Raw genomic sequence first — 26,416 nt, forward strand, 5'->3', positions numbered from 1 at the left:
TTCAAGATGGTGTATGGCAAACGCCGACTGCTCTCGCGCTGCAAAAGTACCGTTAATTCAAAGACGAAGTGAACAAAAAATAAAAATCCCTCCCAGCATAAGCGCCAGAAGGGATCAGGAAACTACCAAAACAAGTATTTTTAATGAACTGCTTCGAGCTCCCGTTCGGCTTTTTTGCTTTTCTGGCGATCCTGGAAACGCAACAGAATCCGATTCTTCAGACGCATCCAGCGCTCATAAAGCCGCGACTCTTTCAGGAAATTCCACTTTTCGGGCTTCGTTTCCTTTTGTCCTTTATGTTCTTCGGGATCAAACTGCATGCCTGTACACAAACAATGCTTGCGATTTGTCCTATTTAAAATATCGTAATTTACGCAGCTTGAGCAGCCTTTCCAGAACGCGTCATCGCCGGGTAGTTCCGTCAACGGCACAGGAATATACCCCAGATCCGAGTTGATTTTCATCACAGCCAGACTGGTTGTCAGGCCAATGATTTTTGCATCGGGGTATTTTTTCCGGGAAAGCTTGAACGCTTCGTGCTTAATCCGGGTAGCAATGCCACTTTTGCGGTGATCCGGATGAACAATGAGTCCAGAATTAGCTACAAACTTACCGTGCTCCCACGTTTCGATGTAGCAAAAACCAACCCATTCGCCCATTTTTGTCTTAGCAATAATGGCTTTCCCTTCCAGCATTTTTTCCATCAAATAGAGCGGAGAGCGCTTAGCAATACCCGTTCCACGAGCTTTAGCGCTGTTTTCCATCTCCTTACAAATAGTGTCGGCCAGTGTTAGATGGTCTTCATTGGCAACCTGAACTATATAAATATCGTTTTTGTCTACTGAGTTCATCGTCATTAATAAAGAACTGTCTCTTTCCGAATTGGTTTGCCAGACAGGCAAGACGAATCCGATAGAGCTGGTAATTTATGTAAACGGGATTAATGAAAAGAAATTGCGGGAAGAAGCTCACCGCATAGGCAAGCCATTAACATCGGGACCTTTCGGCCCTGGGACAAAAAGGTGTGATGTGGTAGAAAGATAATATGTAGTTTGGCTTACCCATCTTCGTTTTAAAAAGCAGACAATGTTAGATAAATTGTCGATGTTCTGCAATGAGTATAACGGTTTTTTTTACGAATGGTTCATAGACTGGATAAAACATTTATACCTTTGCTTTAACAACTATTTACTTGTCTCAACAATCTTTGTTTTATGCAACGTCTGTCCGCCGACGATCTGATCTATGGTTATATCAACGGCATCTTCCCGATGGCCGATGCTGACAACTCGCTTTATTGGTATTCCCCGGAGCCCCGCGCCATCATTCCCTTAGACACGTACAAGCCCGCCAAATCGCTCCGACCCGTTCTTAACAAAAACACCTTTGAAGTCCGTATAGATACTGATTTTGAGCAGGTAATGCGCTATTGTGCCTCACCGCGTTATGACGGCGACAGCACCTGGATTTCAGATGAAATTGTGGAAGCCTACGTCGAATTACACCAGTTGGGGTTGGCTCATAGCGTAGAAGCGTATATAGATAACCGTTTAGTTGGTGGACTCTATGGCGTATCCCTTGGTGCGGCTTTTTTCGGCGAATCGATGTTCTACCACGTACCGGATGCGTCGAAGGTAGCTTTTCACTATTTAATTCAGATACTGCGTAACCAAGGGTTCGAACTGCTTGATACGCAATTTATTAACGACAACGTTCGCCGCTTCGGAGCCGTTGAAATTCCCCGGGCGGAATACATGAAAATGTTGAAGCAGGTTATTCAAAAAAAGGCACGCTTTAAAAACGATATTCCAACGCACCTACTTCGGAATAATCCAGCTTAAGCTTTTTCACTTTGGCTGATTTTCCAGGGCTGCTTTTGCCACCGGATCATTCACATTCATAAACTCCCGCGTATCCGGCGATTCGAGCAATTCAATTTCTGAGTTGATCAGCACTTTTCGCGGGCAGGAATAGCCCATCGCCAAAAATTGAAGCATGGTCGGGTAAGCACGAGGCTCCCAAATACTCACCAAAGGCTCCGGAAAACGGTGGTCACCATCGTAGAAAGCCGTGGCTGTTTTGGATGGATTACGCCCTTCTACCAGCGTTTTTAGCGATTTTTCGGTCAATAGCGGCAAATCGCAGGCCACCACCAGCCAAGCCGCATCGGGCTGCTGCCGAAACGCCGACAAAATGCCCCCCAACGGCCCCAATCCCAGAAACGAATCTTCCACAAGCTGGAACGAGCTTCCCCCCAATTCGAGCGCCTGGGCGGCATTTACCGATAAATAAATTTCTTCACAAAAAGGGGTCAACAGCTCATAAACGTGCTCCCGCTGCGGCTTGCCATGGTAGTCCAACTGGCTTTTGTCTCTGCCCATGCGGGTACTTTTACCACCGGTCAGCACGAGTCCATACAGCGGTGGAATTTGCGCCTGCCCGTATTGCCGGACCCAGTCGATTATTTTTTCGGTGTCTTCATACTGCAATACAGGCACGCTGGCCAAGATCTGATTTTGCAGATAATCGGGTATGGCGTCCGTATCTTTCAGAATCACCAGGCCAATGTTCGTCAGGCGATCCAGTTTTTTCTCCAGTGATTTTGCCGGATCGACAACTACAATCTGAGTTTTTGCCCCAAAATGATTGCCGTTTACTAAAATCAGGTCATAATCATTAAAAAAACGCTTTTGCTGGAAGTCATTCAGCGGCAAAACCGAATCGAAACGTTGGAACGAGATTTTGTCCGTAAACACTAAAGTCGCTCCGGCAGCCAGCGCGGGGACGTGCTCGGGTGTTTCCTCGCCTTTGTGGTCGGCATCGACGTACGCAATTCGGTAGCTGTCGTGCAGGGCAGCCGTCAGCGAATAAGCCAGCTTTTTGATGTTTCCGCAGGGAGTTCCCAGAATAGCCAGCTCCGTGCGCCCAAAGGTTCCGAGCTGGGGACGGGTCATTTTTGCGTGTTTTTCGTGTTTCATCGCTGAAAATCCTGTTTTCCGCCTGTTTTTTCCAACAACCGTGTTTCCTTGATAATCAGATCGTGCGAAAAGGCTTTGCACATGTCGTAAACCGTCAGGGCAGCTACCGAAGCGCCAACCAGCGCTTCCATTTCGACGCCCGTTTTAGCTTCCAGACTAGTCGTGCATTCGATAATCACCTCATTTCCTTCCGTTTTAACCGAAAACTTGCAGCTGTCCAAACCCAACGGGTGACAAAGCGGAATTAAGTCAGACGTGCGCTTGGCCGCCATAGTCCCGGCAATGATGGCTGTTTGGAAAACCGGGCCTTTCTTGGTCTGGATGTCGCCGCCGGTAAGCTGCTGCATGATTTCGTCAGTCAAAACAACAATACTTTGGGCGCGGGCGGTCCGGCGCGTAATGGCTTTTTTGCCGACATCCACCATCGCGGGATTTCCCTGGGCGTCGAGGTGCGAAAAATCACTCATAAGTTTTAAAGAGCGAAAGATGTAAAGAGTGAAAGAGCGAAGTAATAAAGAGCGAAAGAATGAATGAGTGAAAGAGTGATCCGAAGCAGCACCGCTCTTTCGACCTCTATCTCTTTCACTCTTTGAAACATTTCACTCTTTATTTCAGTCCGTAATGGTTGGCTAGTATTTTCTCGTACGAGCGGTCGGGCATCAATCGCTTGAGCCAGATGGACAAACGCTGTAGAGGCTCGGCCACCACGTAATGCATTTTAGGCGAATCGCTGGCCATGATCTGCTCGATTTTCCGGGAAATTTCCAGCGGATCCAGCGATTTGCCTACGTCTTCGTTCACCTTTTGATTCATTTCACTAATAATGGCGTGATAAGGCGAGGTATCTGAGCTCAGGTTCGTTAACCGGTTCTGGCTGATGTTCGTTCGGACGTCTCCGGGCAGCAAACTACAAACCTTCACGCCAAATGGACGCATTTCCAGGCTCAAGGCCTCAGTCATCATTTCCACGGCTGCCTTGCTCGCGCTGTACATCCCCCGAAACGGTAAACCCATTGTTCCGGCAATGGAACTGATGTTGATAATATGTCCGCTTTTCTGCACCCGCATGGTAGGTAGCACCGCCTGCGTCACCTGCAAGACGCCGTACACGTTGGTCGAAAAAAGCTGTTGTACCATTTCCAGCGATACTTCTTCCAGCGCCGCCATGATGCCCAGACCCGCGTTGTTGATCAGGACATCGATGCGGTTGCCTTCTTTTTGCAACACCTCATCAACCGCCCGCCGGATAGAAACGGGATCGGTAACGTCCATTTGCAGGGCCGAAAACGAAATCGCTTCAGTCGGCAACTTCCGGAATGTGCCGTAAACCCGGTGACCCCGGCTGGCCAGATACTCCGCCGTTGAGCGGCCAATGCCGGAAGAAGCACCCGTAATTAGTATAACTTTTGACATGCGTTCGCGAATAGAATAACGAAGATAAGCAACTCTGTCAGCAATAGATACCTTAATTACGCTCTGTATTTTTTCAGTAACTCATAAACCCGGTGCACGGGCAATCCCATGATGGTGTAAAACGAGCCTTCGATCCGCTCGATGCCCGTCATGCCAATCCACTCCTGGGTTCCATAGGCACCTGCTTTGTCGAGAGGTTGGTATTTCTGTACGTAAAACTGGATTTCCTCGTCTTCCAACGGTCTGAAAAATACGGTAGCAATGTCCGTCAGCGCCACGGTTTCTTCCTGCGACAAGAGGCAAATACCGGTCATAACCTGGTGCGTTCGGCCCGATAAACGCTTGAGCATCAGCGCTGCCTCGGCGGCATCTTTCGGCTTATTCAATACATCGTTATCGACCACCACAATGGTATCGGCGCACAAAACCAGTTGATTACCAAGATCGGCCCGAAACTGTTCGGCTTTCTGCGTGGCCAAATAAGCGGGTATTTCGGTGACGGGCATATCGGCGGGAAAAGTCTCATCGGTTGGACGGACTTCAACCCGGAAATCAAAATCAGCATCGCGCAACAGTTGCTGACGCCGCGGCGAACCGGATGCCAGTACGAAAGGACGGGATAATTGCATAGTTATTTGGCCAGATTTTTTGTATACTTATGGTTACCAAGAAGCAAAAATTTAACAAAACTACGACAAAGCAGCCTTTATGACCACTTTTGCGCCGATCATCCGCCGGGCCACCCCTGACGACGCTTCCAGCATCTGCGCGCTTGCTATCCAGACCATGTGGGAAGCCTTTGGTCCACCTCACAACCGGGCCGAAGACGTAGAGGCTTACGTGCAGGAAACGTTTACGGTAGATAAAACCCGCGAAGAACTCACGGACCCGAAAGCAACCTTTCTGCTGGTGCCAGGGTCGGATGGAAAGGCAATTGGTTACGCAAAAATACGCCGCCAGCGACCTCCTCGCCAGTTACGCGGACAACATGCTATTGAAATTCAGCGTTTATATGTAGCAAACGACCAGATCGGCTCGGGACTGGGCCGAAAACTGCTGGAAGCGTGTCAGGATATTGCGCAAGAAGAAGGCTATACCGCGGTCTGGCTGGGCGTCTGGGAGCACAATCAGCGTGCGATCCGGTTTTATGAGCGAATGGGTTTTCAATGTATCGGGTGGCATTATTTTCAATTTGGACAAGATCGTCAGCGGGATTATTGGATGAGCAAAACTTTACGGCAGCAGGGTGAGTAAATTGCGAATAGGCGTGGCAGTTATTTTTCAGAACCGGTTGGTCTTGCCGGTGATCGGAATAATGCTGCTATATACCCTGCTGGCGACCTCTGTTTTAGCTCAAAATAAACCTCAACCTAAGCCTAAACCAAAACCCGTTCGCGCCGACTCCACCTCCGACGCCATTGCCGACAGCATTCTGATTGATCGCGACAGCGTTTTTTATTCCCAGCTTAAGACCCGGATGCACAAGCGTCGGCTTACCAAGCAATTGTACCGCTTGCTGTTCCGTGATGTGTATAACAGCCGCGTCCAAAGTGGCGAGGTGAGCGAACTGGAATCCAATCCTTTTCAGAAATACGAAGGCAAAGTCATTGGCGATATTTACATCCGGCGACTCGAAGTATTTGGGCAGTCGGTTTATGATACGACCCGGAAAGCAGCCAACTGGGTAGCCAAAACCGGTAACCGCCTGCACCGTGACACCCGCGAAGGGACCATTCGCCGGTCGTTTTTATTGTTCGAGAAAGGCCAGCGCGTGGATGCCAACCAATTGCGCGACAACGAACGTCTATTACGGAATACCAACATTTTCCACGATGCCCGTATCATTGTTGTGCCCCGCAAGGAAAGCGACGAATTCGTTGATATATACGTTATTACGCAGGATGTCTGGTCGCTGGAGCCTGCTGGTAGTTTTGGCGGTTTCAACCGATTTGCCCTCGGCATGAATCAGCGGAATTTCCGGGGATTTGGCCATACGCTCTTTAACTATGTTTCCTACCGCCGGAACGATACCATCCAGAAAGCCGCTTACCGGGGCCGGTATCTCATCCCGTATATCGGCAAAACCTTTTTAACCGGACAGGCTGACGTGATTTATGAGCGGGATTTGCGGCAATTCGGCGCTCGAATCTTCCGGCCATTTCTTACCCCCGATACGCGCGTGGCGGGTTCCCTCGAAATCAGCCATACCCAGCTACCCCGAAACCGCATTTACCTGCCTAACGACAGCATCCAGCTTTTTCCGCTGGCCTATAATTTCAGTGATATGTGGATTGGGTATGCCTTCCGGCCTATCCTGGGCTTTATGGACCCCGAAGACCGTACACGCGTCATTGTCGCTGGCCGAATCACGAATTACGATTTCGTTCGCCGTCCCGAAGTCATTAATCCCGACACCAACCAGCTTTACCAGAATACCCGGACGTTTTTGCTGAGCATCGGCTTATCCAAGCGGCGCTACACGCGTGACGTACTGATCTATGGCTTCGGACGCACGGAAGACGTGCCTTACGGGAGTCAATCGTCCATTGTCACGGGTATCGATTACGCCGAATTAGGACCCAGGATGTATTTGGGTATTAAATATTCGAAGGCGCAATACATTCGTAAGGTGGGCTACATTTATGGCTTGTTCAACCTGGGTGGGTATGTCAAAACGGGCCGGGGAATCGAACAGGGGGTCTTGACTTCGGAAGTCAACTATTTCAGTCCGCTCCGGACGGGCACCTGGGGGAACTGGCGGCATTTTATTAACCTGCAATACGCCACGGGCTACAATCGCTTCAACAACGAGTTTATTAGCATCAGTGGCCGCGAGCGCTTCGGGCCTAATAACGACGCCTTGCGGGGTACTCGCTTCTTACTGGGCAATGTCGAAACAATTTTGTTTTCCAAGCTCGATATATTGGGCTTCCGGGTGGCGGTCATTCCGTCGGTCAATTTGGGCTTGATTAGCTACACGGACCGACAGTCGTTGTGGAAAGGGCCGCTGTATCAAAGCTACGGCATCGGTTTTCGGTTTCGGAACGAAAACCTGACCTTCAACAGCTTCCAGATACGACTGGCCTGGTATCCGAATTTGCCCAACAATCCACAAGCGCTCCGCTTTGCCTTCAACGGCATCCCGGCCCTTCGCTTCCGGGACTTCGATGTGGCAGCTCCCGAAATAATTCCATATCGCTAAGAACTTTTTTTGATTAAAGTGTTGTTACATTTAATGTAATGACACTATATTTGTATCGTTGAAAAATTAATGGCTAAATTCGTCGAAATACACACAGAAAACCAGGATGCCATTCAAGCCTCAACAGCGATGTCAATAGAAACCGATATTAAGCAAAAATCAGTATTCAAGAGCCCATACGAGCGTCTTGCTGTCAATCTGATGTTTACCAACAATTGGCTGTGCGACCAGCAAATGCAGGCGCTCAAACCATTTGGCATAACGCTCCAACAGTATAATGTGCTGCGGATTTTACGGGGGCAACATCCTAATCCGGTGAAAGTGGCAGACATTACGGAACGCATGCTCGACAAAATGTCGAATGCCTCCCGCTTGGTAGACAAGCTGTTAGCCAAAGAGTTTGTCCAGCGCACCGAATGCCCGAATGATCGCCGGGCGGTCGATGTCGTGATTACGGAAAAAGGACTTGACCTTTTGAAGAAGCTGGAAAAAGTACAAGGTGACTGGCAAAAGAGCCTGCATACTTTAACCGTTGAGGAAGTCAATCTGGTTAGCCAGCTACTCGATAAGCTCCGTAGCTCCGAATAGGTAAAGACTCCGTTTATATTAAGAAATTTCCAAAATAATCTGATTAATTAACTGTACAACCAAGTAATGAAAGCAACTCAATTATTCGCTGGCCTACTGGCCGTAACTCTGCTGGCTTCAACACCTGTTCTGGCCGCTAATTCTGATAAAAATCCTAAAAAAGCAGTTGCGAAAGCAAGCACCTACACCATCGATGCCAATGAGAGCACGGTGAACTGGAATGGTAAAAAAGTAACGGGTGAGCACTTTGGCACGATCAAAATCAGCAAAGGCTCTCTTTTAGTGGATGGCTCTAAACTGACTGGCGGCACGGTTGACATTGACCTGCGCACCATGACCAGCACCGACCTGAAAGACAACAAAGAATACCACGACAAACTGATCAATCACCTGAAGTCAGACGATTTCTTCGGCGTGGACAAATACCCAACGGCGACTTTCAAAATCACGAAAGTAACGCCAAAATCAGGAAACCAATACGACGTTACGGGTGACTTAAGCATCAAAGGAAAAACCAATCCGGTTACATTCCCGGTTACAGTAAACGTGAAAGGCAACACGCTGGAAGCTGCTGGAAAAGCAACGGTTGACCGGTCAAAATACGACATCCGTTACGGTTCTAAATCTTTCTTCGACAACCTGGGCGACAAAGCCATCAACGACGAATTTACGTTGGATCTGAAAGTTGTTGCTAAAAAATAAATAATTGCCACTTCAATCAACGACTGCCCCGGCCAATTGGTCGGGGTATTTTTTTAGGGGTAGGCGGGCAAATCAGCCATAAAGGTAAATTGGGCAGACTGGGCATCAATGCAGCAGCAGAAATGAGTTAACCCGTTTGTCACGACCAGGTAAGGAGCTTTATGAACCTGGTTGTACCGCGAAATCTGGTCAAATACCTGCTGCTTGAGCGGAATGTGCGGTGCCTTGCATTCGACCAGCAAAAACGGCTCGCCCGAGCGATTGTACACCAAAAGATCGGTTCGTTTTTGCATCTGATTCAGCACTAGCCCGCCTTCGGTTCGAATCAACGCTTTGGGATAACGGTACTGGTTAATCAGCAGATGAATCACGTGCTGCCGCACCCATTCTTCGGGCGTGATTCGCACGTACTTCTTCCGCAGCACATCGAAGATATAGGCTTTCCCCTCAATCTGCTTAATTTTGTGATCAAATTCTGGCAGGTTCAACGTCTCCATCTGTCAAAAATAAAGCGCGAAAGTCATAAAGAGCGAAAGAGCAAGGGAATAATTTAGCAAATCGAACCAGTTGGCAAGCAATCTGTTTCGTTCTTTAGCGCTTTCATTCTTTCACTAAAAACCAGACCATGAAAACCAAAGAAGATATTGTACAAAACTGGCTTCCCCGCTACACGGGAACCCCTATCGAGCAATTCGGAGAATATATTTTGCTGACGAATTTTGTCAACTACGTTGAGATGTTCGCGCAGAAATTTAACGTTGAAATGCACGGCTTAGGCCGGGCCATGCAAACGGCAACTTCCGGCAATATTACCATCATCAATTTTGGCATGGGTAGCCCGATGGCCGCTACGATCATGGATCTGCTGACTGCCATTCAGCCTAAAGCAGTTCTTTTTTTGGGGAAATGCGGTGGCCTGAAGAAGACCCAACTGGGGGATCTGGTGCTGCCAATTGCGGCCATTCGGGGAGATGGGACAAGCGATGATTACATGCGCCCCGAAATTCCGGCTCTTCCGTCGTTCCGGCTGCAACGCGCCGTTTCGTCCATGATCAAAAAACACGAACTGGATTACTGGACCGGCACCGTTTACACCACCAACCGCCGCCTGTGGGAACACGACGAAAAATTTAAGGATTATCTGCGCGAAATTCGGGCTTTAGCCATCGATATGGAAACAGCGACCATTTTCATCGTTGGTTTTGCCAATTCGATTCCTCACGGAGCGTTGCTGCTGGTTTCGGATAATCCGCTGGTACCGGAAGGCGTAAAAACGGAAGAAAGCGACAAACGGGTTACCTCTCAATTCGTGGAGCGGCACCTGCAAATCGGCATCGACTCCCTGCTGGAGCTGGCCACATCCGGCGAATCGGTGAAGCACTTGCGGTTTGAGTAAGGCTAGCGGTTCAAAGTGGAGTAGCAACAAACTAGCCGTTGCCAACACCACTTTGACACTTGTTTCGCCTAGTTGCAATAATCGCTAATGACCTTGTAGGCAGGCGTATAACCTAGCTCGCCTGCTTTGCTAAGGTCAAGGCAACCGTTGTTTTCTTCGCCAAGGCTGTGGTGAATGATTCCCCGCACGTAGTAGGCTTCGGCGTAACGCGGATTTAGCTGAATGGCGCTGTTGAAATCCAGAACGGCATTTTTCTGGTCGCCCTGCTGCGAGCGAATCAAACCACGGGTAAAATAAGCCTCTGAATACGTTGGGTTTAGCTCAATCGATTTGTTCAGGTCAGCCAAGGCCGCTTTAACATCGCCGGACTTGCTACGGCTCACCGCCCGGCTGAAATACGCTTCCGAGCGATCCGTTGACAAGGAAATTATTTTATTTTTTTCCTGTACCACATCTCTCAGTTGGTCCAGCACCTGCCGGTTGATGCGCCCTGAGTAAACGATCTTGGTTTCTACATTGGCGTTATTCGTTTCAATGGCCTGGCTCAAATCCAGAATCGATCCTTTTTGGTCGCCGAGTTTGCTTTTGCAGAAGCCCCGCCCGTAATAAGCGCGGTAGTTGCTGGCGTCCAGAGCGATAGCGCGGTCATAATCAGGCAAGGCTGCTTTATAATCTTCCAGTTTACTTTTGGAAAAACCGCGATTATAGAACGATTCGCCGTCTTCGGCATTCAATTCAATGGCTTTTGTCAGATCAACGATGGCGTTTTTATAATCGGCCAACTGCACTAGCGACGCCCCCCGGCCCGCAAAGGCCTGCGCCCGCTTGGGACTCAAATCGACTACTTTACCAAAATCAGCCAAACTTCCGGCATAATCACTCAGCTTCTGCTTCGTAACCCCACGCGCATACAAAGCGGCTACGTTGTTGGCATCCAACTCAATGGTTTTGTTGAAGTCCTGCAAAGCGCCCCGATGCTGATCCAGACGGCTTCGGCTCACCCCCCGGTGGTAATAGCCTTGGGCATCTTCGGGAGCCAGTTCAATAGCCCGCCCAAAATCAAGCAAAGCCGCCCGATGATCATCCTGCTTGCTTTTGCTCACACCCCGGCTGAGGTAAGCAAACGCATCTTTTGGATTCAGCTCAACCGCCCGGTCGTAGTCGAGAATGGCGCCACGATGGTCTTTCAGGTTTGCTTTCGCTAGTCCCCGGTTGTAATAGCTTACGGCATTTTCTGGATTTAACGTGATTGCCATGCTAAAAGCCTGAAGTGCACCCGGAAAATCACCGGTTTTGCTTTTGCTGATGCCCGACTCAAAAAAATCGGCGGCAGTTTGTTGCGCCAGCACACACGGGCCAGCCAGAAGAGCAGAGAGAAGAGAAACAGTAGTAAAATATTTCCTCATAAAAGATAACGGTAGGATTTTCAATCATTTAGGCAGCCAAAATTAGCCCATTCAATAAGATTCTTCCAACAAATAGAGTATTAATTTTTCTCATATGATTTTTTATTAATCTCATAAGTGGCTCATTTTCTGGCTTTAACATAATATGACCGAAATACCATGTCAGTGTATTTAAATGATCACAGAAAGCTTGATAAGTAACTACTTAAGAGATAAAATTTGTCTGCTAACTTTTTTATCACAAATGTAAATAAGACATATTGTCATATACATTTTGCCAAAAAAGACCAAAACAAGACATTTTGTCTGCAAAAATAAATTGGTACATAAGTTGAATATAGGACTAGCGTAAGTAATTGATTCTAACATTCAACCGATAAAAACCATGACAACTGTAGTAAGATATCCGTCTTTATTTAATCGTCAATTCAATCCTTTCTTTGGTGTTTCTGATGTAGCGCCACGGGTTACAACAGCGCAACCAGCCGTTAATGTGAAAGAAGACGAAACCGCCTTCCACATTGAAGTGGCGGTTCCAGGATTTAAGAAGGAAGATTTTGCCATTAACCTGCTCAACAATCGTCTGACGATTTCTGCCAAACAGGAACAGAAAGACGAAGAAAAAACCGAGAAATTTACGCGCCGGGAATTTGGATATACTGCTTTTGAAAGAAGCTTCCAACTACCGAAGAACGTAGATGTTGAGCAAATTCAGGCCGCTTATACAGACGGTATTTTGAAACTCGACTTACCAAAAGTTGAAGTAAAACAACCTGAGCCAAAGCAAATTGCGATTGCTTAATTATAAATAGTGTTAGCGTAAAGAAGCCCAACCTTTCTGAAAGGTTGGGCTTCTTTTTTGACTCTAATCTAGCAGCCAGTAGGATAATTTCAGGAAAACGCCAGCTTGAATGGAGATTTTCTGAGAAAATGGCCGGGTATTGAACTCATTTATAAAACATAGCCGTTACGATATTGTCTGATTTGCTGTTTTTTAGAATGGTTACTGCTCCTACTGATTCCTACGCTGCCTTACGCTACCCTGAATTTCGCTTTTTTGTTGCCAATAGTTTTCTGATGACCGCCACTTTGCTGATTCAGGAGGTTATTCTAGGCTACGAACTTTACAAGATGACTCACGACCCGCTGGCTCTGGGGCTGGTTGGACTGGCGGAAGCAATTCCGTTCATTAGTATTTCCCTATTTGGTGGCCACCTGGCCGACCGGCGTGAGAAACGCGCGATTCTTCAACGCAGCCTGCTGGTTATTCTGCTGGGCTCCGTAATTTTATATCTTATTTTCCAGCCTGCGTTTGCCAGCTTCTTGACCCAAACAGCGCGCTTATCGGTCATTTACAGCGTTCTGGCCTTGATTGGTGCAGCCAAAGGATTCTACTCACCAGCCAGTTCATCCTTGAAACCTTTCCTGGTTCCGCGTGAGCTTTATCTGAATTCATCTACCTGGAGCAGTTCATTCTGGCAGGCAGGGGCCATTTTAGGTCCGGGTATTGCCGGATTTCTGTATTACTGGCTTGGTTTTGACAGCACGTTGCTGGTGATTATTGGCTTATTCAGTATTTGTCTTCTGCTGCTGTCATTCATCAAGCGCCATCCAATTCCGGTTACTGCCGATCCGCAGGACAGTCTTTTAAGAAGTCTGAAAGAAGGCATTCGGTTTGTTTTTAAGACCAAAATTATCCTCTATTCCATCTCCCTTGACCTTTTTTCGGTCCTGTTTGGCGGCGTTGTGGCGATATTGCCCGTGTTTGCGGCGGACATTCTGCACGTTGGCGAACGGGGGCTGGGCCTGTTGCGGGCAGCTCCTTCGGCGGGGGCGCTCATCACGATGTTTGCGCTCACGCGTTTTCCACCCACGCACAATGCCTGGCGCAACATGCTCATTGCCGCGCTTGGTTTTGGGGTGTTTACTATTGTGTTTGCGCTTTCGACCAATTTTCTCCTGTCGATTTTTGCTTTATTCATGACGGGAGCTTTCGACAGCATCAGCGTGATAATTCGCCAGACGATCCTGCAAATCTTCCCGCCGGACCACATGCGAGGGCGGGTTGCCTCGGTAAACGGAATTTTTGTCAGTTCGTCCAATGAGCTTGGCGCCTTTGAGTCAGGGGTATTGGCCCGTCTGGTCGGGACGGCCCCCTCGGTCATGTTAGGAGGCATTGTCACGCTGGTTGTTGTGGCGTACGTATATGTAAAATCGAAAGAATTGTTTGCGGTTAAGCTGAGCTAGCTGCTCAAAATAAGAACCGGCCTGTAAGTTTGCTCTGTACGCGTTATTGGGCTTTCTTTGGCTTGTATTTAATTCTTTCGTCTTATTATGAGTCGTTTATTACTTCCGCTTATTTGCTTGACGCTGGCCCTGCTGGGCTTTGATGCTCCCAAAAAAGAGAAAAAATTGGTAAAAGTCTGGGAAACCGACACCACCCTGCGCGTTCCAGAATCCGTTTTGTATAACCCTAAAGACGGATTTATCTATGTGTCGAATATTGACGGCAAACCCGATGGCCTGGATGGAAATGGATTTATTTCGCGTCTAACCATCGACGGAAAAATCGAGAAGCTAAAATGGGTTGTTGGCCTAAACGCTCCCAAGGGTATGGGCATTTACAACAATAGACTTTATGTTACTGACTTACATCGGTTGGTAGCCATCAACTTAACCAACGGACAGGCAGAAAATACGTGGGATGCCACAGACGAAAAACCCTTCCTGAACGATGTTAGCATCGCTAAAGACGGAACGGTTTACGTTTCCGATAACCGCAACAACAAGATTTACCGCCTAAAAGACAAGCAGTGGGGCGTGTGGATGGAAGGCGGCCAGCTCGACAATCCGAATGGCCTGTTGGTTGTGGGTAAAAAACTGATGGTTGGTAGCACAAAAATTGGTGCACTCCAGGCGTTGGACATTGAGACCAAGACCATCATGAAAATTGCAGATGGCATGGGTAATACCGACGGCATCGTTACGGATGGCAAGAAAAATTACTTTGTTTCGGATTGGAACGGCCAGCTTTTCTACATCACGGCGGAGGGCCAGAAGCAGCAAATGCTCGATTCGCGGGAGCAGAAAACAAATACCGCCGATATTGATTATATAGCCAATCGCAAACTGCTGATCGTCCCTACTTTCTTTAAAAATCAGGTAGTTGCCTACCGGGTTGAGTAACTTTTTATAGCCGGGAAACACTTTGTTTCCCGGCTATAAAAATGAAAAAGCCTTATAAGCCTACGGTAGTAACTACCACCTGCGAATTGGTGTCATCGTGTTGCTCATAAGCTACTACAAGCCCTTGATTAGTTGTCAGAATGGCAGGCAAAGTAGCCGTTTTGCCATTTGGCGTTAAGTAACTTGTTTTAGCGTTCCCGCTCCCATCATAAACCCGAAGTCCAATCTTTTGGTACGCTTCCGGCCCTTCCCCTACAAACTCATCCCAAATCAACGCCAATTTGTTGTTAGGTAGAACGCTCAGCTGCGGGTGCTTCATGGCTGCTACGGACAGGTTTTCGATCAGCTTGTTCTCCGTAAGATTCATCAGGCGAATCCCGGCTTTTTTGTCAACGCCGCTGTACCAGGTGGCCAGTAGCGCCTTTTTTGACGGCACCAACTGAATACCGCTGTGCGGACAGGCATTGATCTTCCAGTTATCCCGCAAAATCGTCCTGGGTGCGGTGAACGATTTTCCCCCATCCGCCGAAACGGCATAGCTCATATCCCGCGCACCGTCTGCCAGCAAATCCCGCCAGGCAAGGTGAATTCGGCCTTCCTGATCGGCCGTTATGCTGGTGCGGCAGCATTGGCAGGCATTAGAATCCACGACCATTTCCGGGCTGAAACCACCGCCGGGCAGCGTTTGGACAAATTTTACCGGACGCCCGTCGAAAGAAGCGAGTTTGTCATCCAGCCAGATAATTCCGATCTCGCCGTTGGGCAGCTGCGCTATATCCGCAAATGAGTGCCCTTTTCCGGGACTGGCGTCACGGTGAACGGGCTTGGTGGCCGACCAGGTTTTTCCGTTATCGCTCGATGTGGTGAACAGAACGTCACCGGCACGGGGCGCATCTTCGGTAGGTCGGCGCACCTCAATCAAGGCGAACACGGTCCCATCGGCTTTAAAAGCTATTTTCGGCATTCCTTCGGCGTGAGTCGCCGTATTTGCCGGAACCAGCACCCGATTCTTTTGCCCGAACGTCTTCCCGGCATCGGTTGAAACGCTGTAGTAGAGCGCAATCTCGTCGCCTTTTTTCTCTACCCAGCTTAATACTGGATTGCCTTTATGATCCGTAGTAAAACGGGGCAACGACGAATTGGCTCCTATTTTAACCGGTTGACCATCGGCGGCAATGGCTTGGTAAGTGCCTAAAAGCACGATTAGCAGATTTAGCAGTGTTTTCATACGGTTAAGAAAATAGTTCATTTAAACGGATATAGAATTATTTTTTGCTCCATTCATACTGTAAGCCCACGGTAAACGTGCGCGGAGCCGCCGGGGTGAACGTTGTTCGGTCGGTGGCGTTATTGCCACGCGTTGCTCCATTTGCATACAGTTCATTACTCAGATTCAGGATGTTGGTAAATAGCTCGAAGCCTTTCCATTCGTAACCGGCTCTAAAATTGAGAACGCTAACCCCACGCGCTCCGAACGCACCCCGGTCGGCGTAGCGCACGGTATTGATCTGATCTTGAAACCAGGGACTAATCCGTTGCCATTCGATGGAGGTCCGCAAGCCTTTGGCCCAGCGTGGTTTATAGGTCACTTCTGTATTGGCAATCCAGCGGGGCGCCTGCGGCATGTCATAGCCGTTCACGTTACGAAGTACATCGTTCTGGCGGTTGCTGAGGGCGAAATCAACGAATTGATGCGTCGCGTTGGTGCCCCCAAACCGAAAAAACCAGGCCGCCGTTGGCTTGTAGGTCAGGCTATATTCCACGCCCCGGTGCCGCGTCTGGCCAACGCTTTGGTAATCCGTCGAATTATCGGGCTGCCGAATACTGAGCAGTTCGTTGCGGCCATCCATCTGGTAAACCGCCCAATCCACGTATATTTTGCGCGATAAAAATGACGCCCATCCTCCCACTTCATAGTTGTTAAACTGCGCGGGCTGAAGGTTGTAGTAGAACGCATCGCCATTTGGAAGCGCAACGGGCCGCTTCCGGAAAATCGCCGTCAAACCCGGCGGCGAAAAACCCCGGCTGACGTTCGCGTATAGCCCCCGGCTATGGCCCAGATCGTAGGTTAAGCCGAGTTTAGGAGTTAGCTGCCCGTAGGACTTAGTACCGTTCGACTCATCCAGATAATTCTCATAATCAAAAGCCATCCGGTCATACCGCGCCCCTAGTGACACCCGCAAACGGGCCACTGGCTCCGCATCAAATTGGGCATACACGGCCGAATTGTGAATATTCGCCTGATAACGGCTCAGGAACTGATTTGGAAGCTCCTCCAGGAGGGTATACTTTTCAACCGATTTTTTATCGGGTCGCAAAAGGGCCTGTAAGCGGGTTTGGTAGGCATAATAATCCGTCGGCGAATAATCAAACATACCGCCTACCAGCAGTCGGCTATTCAGAAAGCTAAAACGCTGGCTGTGCTGGGCAATCAGTCCGTAGCTCCGAAACGCATTATCGTTGATTTCGCCGGTAGCAGTCGTCGCGCCTGATTGCCAGCGGATGCTGTAATTGGGGTTTTGTTTGATGCTGTTATCCCGGTAAAAGGCCGTAATAAAACTCTCCGATTTGCCTGACCACGTGTGTTCCAGGGTAAGGCGGGAGCGCAGCGCGTAGACTTTCCGGTACGTAAAATCGGTAGTACTGGTATACTGGCGCTTGTAAAACGCAATGCTATCGACGCTGCCGCCCGTCTGCGAATCATAATTGTTGTACGCAAACGTGCCAATCAAACGGGTTTTGTCGCTGAATTTGTAGTCAGCGCGGCCATTAAACGAAATTTTATCAAAATCGCTTCTCGTTTGCCAACCGTCTCGCTGCCGCGCCACGAAGCCACCCACATAAACCCCAAGCCGTTTGTTGAGCATACCGCCTAAGCCATACTGAACGCGCTGGTAGCCCCATTGATCGCCCAAAATACCGACCCGCACGACGGGAACAACAGTTGGTTTGTGCGTAATAAAATTGATCGCGCCTCCTACCGCTTCCGGGCCGTATAGGGAAGAGGCGGGCCCTTTCACCACCTCGACCGAACTCACGGCCAGTACGTTCATCTCGATCAGCGCATTGTGATTGAAAACCCCCATCGGTCTTACCGGAACTCCGTCTTCCAGGTACAGAAAGTAGGCGTTTGTATTAAAAGGCTGCCGAATGCCCATTGTATGTTGCTCGTTGTTGAGGTTTGCCATGACCACGCCCGGCGTTTTGTTAATCAGCTCATACAAGTTCGTGGGTTTGGTCTCCTGAATCAGAACCGGGGAAAGTCTGGAAATGGCCACGGGCGCTTCCGTACGTGCCTGCGCCTCCCGACTGGCCGTAACGACCACCGTTTGCAGGTCTTCTACTTTGGGTTGCAGGGCAACAAGCACGGGCTTCGCCTCCGCCCTCAAAACTTGCTCTTTGTAGCCAATGTGGCTTATTTTCAAGGATTCACAAGGCTGTGGGCAGTTCAGGCGGAATGCCCCCTGCTCGTCGGTCATCGTTGCCGCTGTTGTTCCTACGGCCAGGACAGTAACTCCCGGTATGGGTTCTTTCGTTAAAGCGTCAAATAATTTCCCCTGATAAACAATATGTTGCGCCCGGAGCGACGGCGTTGAACCTACCACCAGGATAAGTACTAAAAATAAAATGCGTTGCATAACACTTTGAAAGTGAGTTTTCGGAAAGGAAAAGCTGCGCAACAGCAAGGAGCCTCTTTGACGCATAGTCATAGAGCGACAACCTTAGCTCGTTGCTAAGCAGCAGAAAAGAAGAAAGAGAAACTCAGGAAGTGCTTAAACGCGTGGGGGGCGGAAAAAGTCAATGGAGGGTGAAATGTAGGGCCGTTGCTGGTAAGCAAAGCGGACTGGCTCAACCCGAATCTCAACCGGAAGTGGAAAGGAAACCCGAAAAACGGTGGGGGCAGTGAAAACAGCTATTTCCACCAATCGTTCCCAGCCAGCCGTTTCCTGCTGCTTCTCGGCGGCAGCCATTTTCTTGGCTAACACGCATTTCCCGTCGCAGTGCAATTGGGGACGACTGCGGTTAACGCAGAGCGTGCGGGCAATTTCCGGTTGGTAAAGCTTGAACCAGGCCAGTACTACCAGTCGCCCGCTGTTCTGAAACAGCAGCAAGGCGAGCAGAAAGTAAACCATGACCTTTTTCATGCGCGATTGATTATATCAGCGCAAAAGTAGACCAGCAATTTTAGAGAAGCTACTATTTGGGTATTTATCTGCGGGCATTTTTGTTAACAATACGGCTATTTTCTGTTACTGTACGGGCAACAAAACCTTCAATTTTCCGGGCAAAATGACCGCTTCCACTTCCTTGATACGGCCCCGGTATTCGCCATCGATCTGAAAATAAGCCTTTTTCTTGGTTTCGATGTGGATGGATGTAGCGGGAATGATTTCAATCTTTTTATTATCGAAAGGCCGGAATCGCCAGAACATCTTCAGGAACTCCCAGAACGCAATCTGCCGCATGACGACTACTTCAAACAAGCCATCCTGCGGATTTCCGTCGGGGTTGATAATGGCACCTGTTCCGTACATCCGGGCGTTAGCCAGCACAATCATAAAGGCAGCCCGGTTAATGACTTTATTTTCGGTTTTAATGCGTACGTGCAACAGGCGTCTCCGCAGCAGAACCCGCAAAACGCCGCGCGCGTAGCCTAATTTACCCCGCCATTTATTGACCTGATAATATTTAACCAATTGGGCATTCAGCCCGATATCGCTCAGGTGCAGGCAAATATCCTTGCCGTTGATTTGAATCACGTCAATGGGTTGAGGCATCCCGTGCAACAGCACATCCAGGGCGGCTTCCGGCTCTTCCGACAAACCAAGTTCGCGAGCCATGCCGTTGGCCGAGCCCGCTGGCAAGATTCCCAGCGGAATTTCTTTTTCCAGAATCTGCTCAGCAACCAGTTTAATGGTTCCGTCTCCGCCCACGGCAACAATGCGGTCTGGCTGATTCTTACGAATGCATTCCTGAATTTTCTCTTCGTCATTCTCACCGTTCAGAGTTAGAAAATCAATCTGATGCGGCGTCTCCTGAAAATAAGCTTGAATATTGTTGTTCCAATCATCTTTTGTTTTGCCACCTGATACGGGATTGATGACAAACAAAAAGTTTAACTTATTCTCAGATTGCATAGTTAATGAACATATAGAGAGGAGTACACTTACCAAACCAAGTCCTCCTGTGTTTGTTCCAGGAAATCAGCAAAGAATGAGTAACAATACATCTTTGGGGCAGAAGTTTCTGACATGGCTGCGGGTAACCAATCAACCCGTTGTGAAAGTCTACCGGGGTTACGGCCACGCTAATCAGGCGATCATTTATGGCCACGTGTTGCATCATAGCCCGTTACCACGCCAAAAGTACCGCGATTCAGTGGCGGCCAATACGCTTGGCCTGCTGCGCATGTTTTTTGTCCGTCCTTATGTGGGCGCTAAAGTTCGCCTGGCCAATAATCCGGCGGTTCACACGACCACAGAAACGGATGGTTTTTTTAAGTTGGAATGGACCCCTGAACAACCTTTAGCACCGGGTTGGCATCCCATCCGCGTAGAATTGAGCATGGACAATGAACCTCCCGTTTGGGGTGAAGGCCAGTTGTTTGTGCCGCACCCAACGCAATATGGCTGCATTTCCGACATCGACGATACTTTTTTGATTTCTCATTCTTCAAATTTGCGGAAGCGGTTGCGCCTCTTACTAACCGAAAACGCCCGCACCCGTGACGCCTTTGCCGATGTAGTCGACCATTACCGGCTGCTTACGCACGCCGGAACCATTCCGCACGCACCCAATCCGTTCTTTTACGTATCCAGCAGCGAATGGAATTTGTATGATTACCTGATTGAATTTTCGAATACCAATGGCTTGCCGATGGGGGTTTATTTACTGAGCCAAATCAAGCGGCTACCGGAAGTTTTTAAGACCGGACAGGGCAAACACATGACAAAATTCATGCGAATCGTTCGTGTTCTGGATGCTTATCCAAAGCTTCGTTTTATTCTTTTAGGTGATGATACACAGGAAGATCCAGATATTTACGCTTCGGTTGTATCGCATTTTCCGCAGCAGATTGTCTGTGTTTATCTCCGGCAGGTAGAACCTAGAAAACAGGAAAAAACAAGATTCACTGTCCAGAAAATCCAGGATGCGGGCGTTCCATGCTGCTATTTCCGGGACAGCGCCGAGGCGATCCGGCATACCAAAGAAATTGGCTTGTTACCGACTGAGGATGCGAATAATCAGTTTGGCAGCTGACGGCCATCATGAGCACAGCCAAGTAGGGAAGCTACCTTTGTATCAGATAAGACAAACAATTGATACACAATGGCAACCCTTTCGCATTCAACGACTTTATACAGTGAGCCTACCAACTGGCTCGCCCGATATAACCAATTTGTAGAAGATGCTGAATTTAACCGCGTAGGTTGGTCAGTGTCGGCGCTCATGATGCAAGGCTGTATTCTATCACCCATACTTCTGCTCACTATGGCTTACATGGGTGGTGGCGACTGGCAATTCCTAGCTTCCATGTTCTGCTTTTTGTTGGTGCTTATTCCGATTCTGTCAGCGCAAAAAGTAAAGTATATTTTCGGTGGCTTTTACATCAGCTTCCTTGTTCACCTGTTAGTCATTGCCGGTAACGTATTTTTATAAATCCTTACTTTCAGCCTGGTTGACGCGCAACCAGGCTTTTTGGCGTTTTTCAGCGCGCGAATTTCAGTATTTTTCCTTTCTCTTTTTTACTCCCCGCTTCGGTCGCAATGTACAAATCGCCTTCGGGCGAAAAACAGATTCCTTCCGGCTGGGGCAGCAATTTCTCGTCCAGTGGCGCAGAAGCTTTGATGCGGCCTTTCCGATCCGTAATCAGCACGCGTTTTCCCGTTGAGGTTAGCCAGTAAACATCCCCTGATTGCGGGTGCACCGCAATTCCCGACGGTTTGAATGATTTTGGTGTAATGCCCGCTTCTTCCAATTGCTCATTTTTCAGCACTATTTCCTTTAGCATGTATTGGTCTTTGATGTGAAACGAGTAAACAACCTTCTCGTTTTTGCGCTCACTCTCCTTCACGGCCAGCAACAAACGGCCAGACTTAGGCTCATAGCCCAAGCCCTCAAATTCTATTTTTCCGGGCAAATCAGTGGGTGTACGTCCAATTTCTTTACTGCCAGGCTTGAAGCGAAATAAGTCGCCATTGCTTTTCAAGGCATAGATTTGGCCATCAACGTACTCAATTCCCTCGTAGTCGCCGTACCCACCAAAACCATACGACTCTGTCACTTTCTTTTTGGCCAAATCGAACACAAACGCTTCGGCCTCTTCATCCTGAATACAAAGCAGCTTATTTTTTTTGTACCAGGATAAGCCCGAGATCTCGGCCAGTTCTTTGGGTAGCGTATAGGTTTCTGTAGGCGCGTCTAGTGAATAGGGCACTTTTTCTAGCACGACAGGTGGGTTATTCTCAGCGACCTGATCCGCTTTTTTCGTATTGCAGCTCGTTAACCAAAGACAGGCTAAGGCAAAAATCCATTTATTCATATAATTTATTTAGTGCCGTAAAATAGATAGAATATTTTGCAAGAATCATGCTCAGCAACGTATATACGTCAAAATGGGCCACTTTTGCTCTATTCAGACAAAACATTAGTCCGAAAGTTATTCACTTTCAAAAGGTTGACAACCTATAAATGACAGCCATTTAGCGGCAAGTATTGTGAAGGAAAAGTTATTTCATTTATTTTTGTGTTAAGTTTTTCATAACGTTGAGTAAATATGACAGCCCTAGCCTCTGGTTAGGGTTTTGTTTTTCAGCTCGTTATCAGCTTCGATTTTCCGTTTATCGCAATAAAATCAAAAGGGCCATCACTACTCGTGATGGCCCTTTTGATTTTATTGCGCCATTTTGCCATCCCATAGACGCCAGATTCCCAGCGGATTACCCGCCTTGAGTTCATCGGGCAGAAGCGCTTCTGGAAAGTTCTGGTAACACACGGGCCGGGCAAACCGCCGGATCGCGTTGGTTCCTACCGACGTGCTTCGCGAATCGGTCGTGGCCGGGAAAGGCCCCCCGTGGGTCATGGCATGGCTCACTTCCACGCCCGTTGGGAAACCATTGATAATCAACCGCCCTACTTTCTGCTCCAGAATTTCCAGCAAATCGGCGTATTCTTCCAGTTCTTCCGGCGTTCCGTAAACCGTAGCGGTCAGGTGACCTTCCAGATTCGTAGCTACTTTAAGCATTTCGTCCCGCGTATCGGCAACGACCATCAGGCTACTCGGCCCGAACACTTCATCCTCCAGATCCGGGCTTTCGATGAAGACATCAGCCGTAGTGGATAAAAGCGTAGGCGTTCCGTGCGAAAAGCCATCAACCAACGTCTCTGAAGTTCCTGCGACAATCACTCGCGAAACGCCGTTCAATTTCTCAACACCGCTGCTGTACGCCTGGAAAATGCCCTGCGTCAGCATCGGAACCGGTTTCGTGTTTTTTATGGCCAGACGCGCCTGGCTGATAAACGCATCGCCACCGTCGGATTGCTTAATTACGGCAATACCGGGGTTGGTGCAGAATTGACCGGCTCCCAGCGTCACTGAATCCACGTACGACTGCGCCAGACTCAGCCCTTTTTCTTTCAGTATTTGCGGCAAAAAGAAAACCGGGTTCGTGCTGCCCATTTCTGCATAAACAGGAATAGGCTCAATTCGCCGAACAGCCGCGTCATAGATGGCTTTCCCGCCCCGGAAAGAGCCGGTAAAACCAATGGCTTTGATGGCTGGATGCTGCACAATGGCCATGCCTACGTCGATGCCACGACCACCTACCAATTGAAAAACGCCTTCGGGCAAACCGCTGGCTTCGACCGCTTTGCGAATCGCTTTCCCGACCAAATCAGACGTGCCTGGGTGAGCAGGGTGTGCCTTGACAACCACCGTACAGCCCGAGGCCAAGGCCGACGCCGTATCTCCACCAGCAACCGAAAACGCCAACGGAAAATTACTCGCTCCGAATATACCCACGGGTCCCAATGGAATCAGCATCTGACGCAGATCCACCCGAGGCAGCGGCTGGCGTTCGGGAAGAGCCGGATCAATGCGGGCATCTACCCACGATCCTTCACGGACATACTCCGCAAAAAGCCGCAATTGCCCAACGGTCCGGCCCCGCTCACCCGTCAGGCGCGGCAAAGGCAGGCCCGTTTCGAGGTGTGCACGCTCCAAAAGTTCGTCGCCCAAGGCTACAATTTCGTCGGCAATGCGTTCCAGAAAGGCCGCTTTGTCGGCACCCGATAGTTTGCGATAGGTCTTGAAGGCTTTAGCCGCCTGGACACAGGCCTGATTAACTTCTTCTGTACTAGACTCGTAGAAATCCCCGACTAACGTTTCGCCGGTGGCGGGATTAATTGCTTGGAAGGTATTTTGCATAATGTTCACAGACAACGACACAAGCGAAGTGCCAGGGGCAAGCCCGTTTGAGGTGCCCTACTTATGTCTTTTATTTTTAACGTTCAACTCGATTAATCAACGTTCCGATTCCCTCAATAGTTATCGAAACTTCGTCGCCCACGGCTAACGTAAAGTCATCCGGCGGCACAATTCCGGTTCCGGTCATCAGGTAACAACCGTACGGAAAGGTGCACTCACGGTACAGAAAAGAAGCTAATTCATCGTGCTTCCGCTTCATGCGGTTGATGGCTATCTCATCACCAAAAACCTGTTTTTCAACCCGTTGAATCTCGATCCGAATCTTAGTTTCCGGCGACAGCGGCTTCTCTGGTACATAAAGGCAAGGCCCAATGGCAGCACTTCCGTCGTAGGTTTTTGCCTGGGGTAAGTACAACGGATTTTCGCCTTCAATATCCCGAGAACTCATGTCATTCCCAACCGTATACCCAACAATTTTGCCGCTTGAGGTAATAAAAAGCGTCAATTCAGGCTCAGGTACGTTCCATTGTGAATCTTTGCGAATCCGAACGGCACCACCCGACCCAACGGCCCGGGCGGCAGTCGATTTAAAAAAAAGCTCCGGTCGATCCGCATCATACACCCTGGCGTAAAAGTCGCCTCCCCCCGCATCCTTGGACTCCTCAATTCGGGCTTCCCGGCTGCGCAGGTAGGTTACACCCGACGCCCAGATTTCCTGTTGACCAATCGGAGCCAGCAAATCGGTCTGAATCCACTCGGCATATTCGTCAGCCGCCCGCGTCGACAGCACTTCGCGTTGCAGAAATTCGTACAACCCATCCTGGTTGACCAAATAATCCCAATCGTCGCTGGGAGCTCGGTAATAGCGCTCCGATCCGGAATTTTGTCCGGGATCGTGCTCAACAATAATGCCTTTTCGGGTTCGGTAGAGTTTCATGAACTAGAGGTGGAAAGGTTCAATTTGGCAGCAAAGTAACAAAATGATTATTTCTATTGCGCACTTTGTTACTTTGCTATCTGACTGCTTTGCTTCTTACTAAAATGCTGCATAAAACCCGAGGTATTGTTTTGAGCTATATCCGTTACCGCGAAACGTCCATCATTGTCCGCGTGTATACTGAAGAATTTGGCTTACAAAGTTATCTGGTCAATAGTGTCCGGTCGTCGAAGAGTAAATCGAACCGGATTGCCCTGTTTCAGCCCCTGACGCTGCTAGATATGGTGGTTTACTACAAACCAGATCGCGATTTGCATCGGCTCTCGGAAGTGAAGACCAACTATCCATTCCAGCACATTCCGTTTGAGGTAGCAAAATCCAGCATGGCGCTCTTTGTCAGCGAGATGCTAACCAAGACATTAAAAGAAGAAGCCAGCAATCCGGCCTTGTTCCACTTTCTGGAAACAACCATTCTTTTCCTAGAACAGGCCCAGACGGATTATGAGAATTTCCATATTGTTTTTCTGCTCAAACTGGCCGCTTACCTCGGCTTTGTTCCGTCGAATGCCAAAGAGTTTGAAGACCAATTACGAGAAAACAACTATCCTTTTCTGCCCGATCAGGATACCGAAACGGCTTTGAACGCCTTTCTGCGGCAGCCCATTGGGAGTCCGGTTAAAATTACCCGGGCGATTCGGAATGAATTACTGGATGCTATAGTGGCTTTTTACGGCATCCATATTGATGGGATCGGCGAAATTAAATCGCTTTCGGTGCTGCGGGAGGTTTTGGGGTAATGGGGACAAACCTAGCTATCGCGGTGTACGGTTCCCGGCGAAAAAGCGGGCAGGCAAATGGCCATGTATTCGGCACCGCCTGCTTCAGGGCTACTGTAGCGCACCCATTCGCCAGGATGAGTTACAACGGCCTGTCCAGCACGCACGTCCATTATTCCTCCTTCGTATTCCACCCGCACCAGCCCTTTTAGCACAACGGTTATTTCTTCAAACTCCGGACGCTGGCCGGGTTCCTCCCACCCTTCCGGCGACACCATGCGGGCCACGCTAACCGCTGAATGCTGGCTATTTACGCGACCTGCGTATTCTTCAATGCGTTTAGGCTTATTGCCCGCCGCTTCAATAACAGATGGTTGCTCAATTAAGGTAGGCATATCGATATAA

General features: G+C 49.0%; 27 protein-coding genes. 12 read left to right on the top strand and 15 right to left on the bottom strand.

What is annotated here, in order from left to right; all coding sequences use genetic code 11:
* Nucleotides 1-140: 140 nt before the first annotated feature.
* Nucleotides 141-857: a GNAT family N-acetyltransferase gene (locus L0Y31_RS03950; protein ID WP_234735835.1), complete on the bottom strand. Its 717-nt coding sequence runs from the start codon at nucleotides 855-857 to the stop codon at nucleotides 141-143.
* Nucleotides 858-1,214: 357 nt separating this feature from the next.
* Here L0Y31_RS03950 and aat point away from each other — a divergent pair, with 357 nt between their 5' ends.
* Nucleotides 1,215-1,841, top strand: coding sequence for a leucyl/phenylalanyl-tRNA--protein transferase (gene aat, locus L0Y31_RS03955; RefSeq protein ID WP_234735836.1), 627 nt, complete (start codon nucleotides 1,215-1,217; stop codon nucleotides 1,839-1,841).
* A 6-nt stretch (nucleotides 1,842-1,847) separates the two neighbouring features.
* On the opposite strand, the gene L0Y31_RS03960 is transcribed toward aat, so the two are convergent.
* The 4 genes from L0Y31_RS03960 to L0Y31_RS03975 all read right to left on the bottom strand — a co-directional run bounded on the left by L0Y31_RS03960 (nucleotide 1,848) and on the right by L0Y31_RS03975 (nucleotide 5,020).
* Complete coding sequence (locus tag L0Y31_RS03960) at nucleotides 1,848-2,978, bottom strand: NTP transferase domain-containing protein (protein ID WP_234735837.1); 1,131 nt, start codon at nucleotides 2,976-2,978, stop codon at nucleotides 1,848-1,850.
* Nucleotides 2,975-3,445 (bottom strand): cyclic pyranopterin monophosphate synthase MoaC, encoded by a 471-nt coding sequence (moaC, locus tag L0Y31_RS03965; RefSeq protein WP_234735838.1) that lies wholly within the window; start codon nucleotides 3,443-3,445, stop codon nucleotides 2,975-2,977. Before moaC ends, L0Y31_RS03960 begins: the two co-directional genes overlap by 4 nt.
* A 139-nt stretch (nucleotides 3,446-3,584) precedes the next feature.
* Entirely contained in the window at nucleotides 3,585-4,391 is an 807-nt protein-coding gene (locus L0Y31_RS03970; RefSeq protein ID WP_234735839.1) for an SDR family oxidoreductase, read from the bottom strand.
* 56 nt (nucleotides 4,392-4,447) lie between these two features.
* The gene (locus L0Y31_RS03975; RefSeq protein WP_234735840.1) at nucleotides 4,448-5,020 is read right to left on the bottom strand and encodes a Maf family nucleotide pyrophosphatase; all 573 of its coding nucleotides are present in this window, start codon (nucleotides 5,018-5,020) and stop codon (nucleotides 4,448-4,450) included.
* A 79-nt stretch (nucleotides 5,021-5,099) separates the two neighbouring features.
* Between L0Y31_RS03975 and L0Y31_RS03980 the strand changes: the two genes are divergently transcribed.
* The 4 genes from L0Y31_RS03980 to L0Y31_RS03995 all read left to right on the top strand — a co-directional run bounded on the left by L0Y31_RS03980 (nucleotide 5,100) and on the right by L0Y31_RS03995 (nucleotide 8,883).
* Nucleotides 5,100-5,645, top strand: a complete 546-nt coding sequence (locus L0Y31_RS03980) for a GNAT family N-acetyltransferase (RefSeq protein WP_234735841.1) — start codon at nucleotides 5,100-5,102, stop codon at nucleotides 5,643-5,645.
* 13 nt (nucleotides 5,646-5,658) lie between these two features.
* A complete protein-coding gene (locus tag L0Y31_RS03985) occupies nucleotides 5,659-7,593 on the top strand; it encodes a BamA/TamA family outer membrane protein (protein ID WP_234735842.1) in 1,935 nt (644 codons plus the stop codon).
* Between the two features lie 129 nt (nucleotides 7,594-7,722).
* On the top strand, nucleotides 7,723-8,181 hold the full coding sequence (locus L0Y31_RS03990; RefSeq protein WP_234737113.1) for a MarR family winged helix-turn-helix transcriptional regulator: 459 nt from the start codon (nucleotides 7,723-7,725) through the stop codon (nucleotides 8,179-8,181).
* Between the two features lie 66 nt (nucleotides 8,182-8,247).
* Entirely contained in the window at nucleotides 8,248-8,883 is a 636-nt protein-coding gene (locus L0Y31_RS03995) for a YceI family protein (RefSeq protein WP_234735843.1), read from the top strand.
* A gap of 53 nt (nucleotides 8,884-8,936) precedes the next feature.
* Here L0Y31_RS03995 and L0Y31_RS04000 read toward each other — a convergent pair whose 3' ends face one another.
* Nucleotides 8,937-9,380 carry a type I restriction enzyme HsdR N-terminal domain-containing protein gene (locus tag L0Y31_RS04000; protein WP_234735844.1) on the bottom strand — a complete coding sequence of 148 codons (444 nt, stop codon included), beginning with the start codon at nucleotides 9,378-9,380 and terminating at the stop codon, nucleotides 8,937-8,939.
* Between the two features lie 128 nt (nucleotides 9,381-9,508).
* On the opposite strand from L0Y31_RS04000, the gene L0Y31_RS04005 reads away from it, so the two are divergent.
* Complete coding sequence (locus L0Y31_RS04005; RefSeq protein WP_234735845.1) at nucleotides 9,509-10,279, top strand: AMP nucleosidase; 771 nt, start codon at nucleotides 9,509-9,511, stop codon at nucleotides 10,277-10,279.
* A 68-nt stretch (nucleotides 10,280-10,347) separates the two neighbouring features.
* On the opposite strand, the gene L0Y31_RS04010 is transcribed toward L0Y31_RS04005, so the two are convergent.
* Nucleotides 10,348-11,685: a tetratricopeptide repeat protein gene (locus L0Y31_RS04010; protein WP_234735846.1), complete on the bottom strand. Its 1,338-nt coding sequence runs from the start codon at nucleotides 11,683-11,685 to the stop codon at nucleotides 10,348-10,350.
* Between the two features lie 385 nt (nucleotides 11,686-12,070).
* On the opposite strand from L0Y31_RS04010, the gene L0Y31_RS04015 reads away from it, so the two are divergent.
* The 3 genes from L0Y31_RS04015 to L0Y31_RS04025 all read left to right on the top strand — a co-directional run bounded on the left by L0Y31_RS04015 (nucleotide 12,071) and on the right by L0Y31_RS04025 (nucleotide 14,871).
* Complete coding sequence (locus tag L0Y31_RS04015) at nucleotides 12,071-12,487, top strand: Hsp20/alpha crystallin family protein (RefSeq protein WP_234735847.1); 417 nt, start codon at nucleotides 12,071-12,073, stop codon at nucleotides 12,485-12,487.
* Nucleotides 12,488-12,684: 197 nt separating this feature from the next.
* The gene (locus L0Y31_RS04020) at nucleotides 12,685-13,932 is read left to right on the top strand and encodes an MFS transporter (protein ID WP_234735848.1); all 1,248 of its coding nucleotides are present in this window, start codon (nucleotides 12,685-12,687) and stop codon (nucleotides 13,930-13,932) included.
* An 87-nt stretch (nucleotides 13,933-14,019) separates the two neighbouring features.
* Nucleotides 14,020-14,871 carry an SMP-30/gluconolactonase/LRE family protein gene (locus L0Y31_RS04025; RefSeq protein WP_234735849.1) on the top strand — a complete coding sequence of 284 codons (852 nt, stop codon included), beginning with the start codon at nucleotides 14,020-14,022 and terminating at the stop codon, nucleotides 14,869-14,871.
* A gap of 52 nt (nucleotides 14,872-14,923) precedes the next feature.
* Here the strand turns inward: L0Y31_RS04025 and L0Y31_RS04030 are convergent, their stop codons facing one another.
* The 4 genes from L0Y31_RS04030 to L0Y31_RS04045 all read right to left on the bottom strand — a co-directional run bounded on the left by L0Y31_RS04030 (nucleotide 14,924) and on the right by L0Y31_RS04045 (nucleotide 20,009).
* A complete protein-coding gene (locus L0Y31_RS04030; protein WP_234735850.1) occupies nucleotides 14,924-16,099 on the bottom strand; it encodes a sialidase family protein in 1,176 nt (391 codons plus the stop codon).
* 37 nt (nucleotides 16,100-16,136) lie between these two features.
* Nucleotides 16,137-18,509 (bottom strand): TonB-dependent receptor, encoded by a 2,373-nt coding sequence (locus tag L0Y31_RS04035; protein WP_234735851.1) that lies wholly within the window; start codon nucleotides 18,507-18,509, stop codon nucleotides 16,137-16,139.
* Between the two features lie 135 nt (nucleotides 18,510-18,644).
* Nucleotides 18,645-19,016, bottom strand: coding sequence for a hypothetical protein (locus tag L0Y31_RS04040; protein ID WP_234735852.1), 372 nt, complete (start codon nucleotides 19,014-19,016; stop codon nucleotides 18,645-18,647).
* A gap of 105 nt (nucleotides 19,017-19,121) precedes the next feature.
* Nucleotides 19,122-20,009: a diacylglycerol/lipid kinase family protein gene (locus L0Y31_RS04045; protein WP_234735853.1), complete on the bottom strand. Its 888-nt coding sequence runs from the start codon at nucleotides 20,007-20,009 to the stop codon at nucleotides 19,122-19,124.
* A gap of 76 nt (nucleotides 20,010-20,085) precedes the next feature.
* Here L0Y31_RS04045 and L0Y31_RS04050 point away from each other — a divergent pair, with 76 nt between their 5' ends.
* Together L0Y31_RS04050 and L0Y31_RS04055 are read left to right on the top strand one after the other, a co-directional pair.
* Nucleotides 20,086-21,132, top strand: coding sequence for an App1 family protein (locus L0Y31_RS04050; protein ID WP_234735854.1), 1,047 nt, complete (start codon nucleotides 20,086-20,088; stop codon nucleotides 21,130-21,132).
* A 69-nt stretch (nucleotides 21,133-21,201) separates the two neighbouring features.
* Nucleotides 21,202-21,531, top strand: coding sequence for a hypothetical protein (locus tag L0Y31_RS04055; RefSeq protein WP_234735855.1), 330 nt, complete (start codon nucleotides 21,202-21,204; stop codon nucleotides 21,529-21,531).
* A gap of 49 nt (nucleotides 21,532-21,580) precedes the next feature.
* Here the strand turns inward: L0Y31_RS04055 and L0Y31_RS04060 are convergent, their stop codons facing one another.
* From L0Y31_RS04060 to L0Y31_RS04070, 3 genes are all read right to left on the bottom strand, one after another.
* Nucleotides 21,581-22,414, bottom strand: a complete 834-nt coding sequence (locus L0Y31_RS04060) for an SdiA-regulated domain-containing protein (RefSeq protein ID WP_234735856.1) — start codon at nucleotides 22,412-22,414, stop codon at nucleotides 21,581-21,583.
* 351 nt (nucleotides 22,415-22,765) lie between these two features.
* Nucleotides 22,766-24,298 carry an aldehyde dehydrogenase (NADP(+)) gene (locus tag L0Y31_RS04065; RefSeq protein WP_234735857.1) on the bottom strand — a complete coding sequence of 511 codons (1,533 nt, stop codon included), beginning with the start codon at nucleotides 24,296-24,298 and terminating at the stop codon, nucleotides 22,766-22,768.
* Nucleotides 24,299-24,374: 76 nt separating this feature from the next.
* Nucleotides 24,375-25,235 (bottom strand): fumarylacetoacetate hydrolase family protein, encoded by an 861-nt coding sequence (locus tag L0Y31_RS04070; protein WP_234735858.1) that lies wholly within the window; start codon nucleotides 25,233-25,235, stop codon nucleotides 24,375-24,377.
* Nucleotides 25,236-25,339: 104 nt separating this feature from the next.
* Between L0Y31_RS04070 and recO the strand changes: the two genes are divergently transcribed.
* Nucleotides 25,340-26,032: a DNA repair protein RecO gene (recO, locus tag L0Y31_RS04075; RefSeq protein ID WP_234735859.1), complete on the top strand. Its 693-nt coding sequence runs from the start codon at nucleotides 25,340-25,342 to the stop codon at nucleotides 26,030-26,032.
* Nucleotides 26,033-26,043: 11 nt separating this feature from the next.
* Here the strand turns inward: recO and L0Y31_RS04080 are convergent, their stop codons facing one another.
* On the bottom strand, nucleotides 26,044-26,406 hold the full coding sequence (locus L0Y31_RS04080; RefSeq protein WP_234735860.1) for a cupin domain-containing protein: 363 nt from the start codon (nucleotides 26,404-26,406) through the stop codon (nucleotides 26,044-26,046).
* Between the last annotated feature and the right edge of the window lie 10 nt (nucleotides 26,407-26,416).

This window comes from Tellurirhabdus bombi (genome assembly GCF_021484805.1).
Lineage (GTDB): Bacteria > Bacteroidota > Bacteroidia > Cytophagales > Spirosomataceae > Tellurirhabdus > Tellurirhabdus bombi.